The sequence below is a fragment of the Streptomyces pseudogriseolus genome (assembly GCA_002154585.1).
Taxonomy (GTDB): domain Bacteria; phylum Actinomycetota; class Actinomycetes; order Streptomycetales; family Streptomycetaceae; genus Streptomyces; species Streptomyces pseudogriseolus.
This window is the reverse complement of sequence record MUNG01000627.1, coordinates 1-342: the sequence shown is the minus strand read 5'-3', so window position 1 is coordinate 342 and position 342 is coordinate 1. Positions and strand designations below refer to the sequence as shown.

Annotated in this window: 1 protein-coding gene; it reads left to right on the top strand. The window is 65.5% G+C overall.

Annotated features, from left to right (window positions below):
• Positions 1–298: PhoH family protein (locus CCN29_RS36635; RefSeq protein WP_442538666.1), on the top strand; the 298-nt coding region annotated here is incomplete at its 5' end.
• Between the last annotated feature and the right edge of the window lie 44 nt (positions 299–342).

The following is a 342-nucleotide window of genomic DNA, read 5'->3' as shown; positions in this document are numbered from 1 at the left end:
CACCCACATCCGAGGGCGTTCGCTGCACGACGCGTTCGTCATCGTGGACGAGGCCCAGTCCCTCGAGCGGAACGTCCTGTTGACCGTTCTGTCCCGGATCGGGGCCAATTCCCGGGTCGTCCTGACGCACGACGTGGCGCAGCGGGACAATCTGAGGGTCGGCCGGTACGACGGTGTGGTCGCCGTCGTCGAGAAGCTGAAGGGGCATCCCCTGTTCGCCCACGTGACCCTGAACCGGTCCGAGAGGTCCCAGATCGCGGCTCTTGTGACCGAAATGCTCGAAGACGGTCACATCTGACCCTCGCGTCCCAACAGGGGTCGGTTACGCAGGAGTTGGCGCCG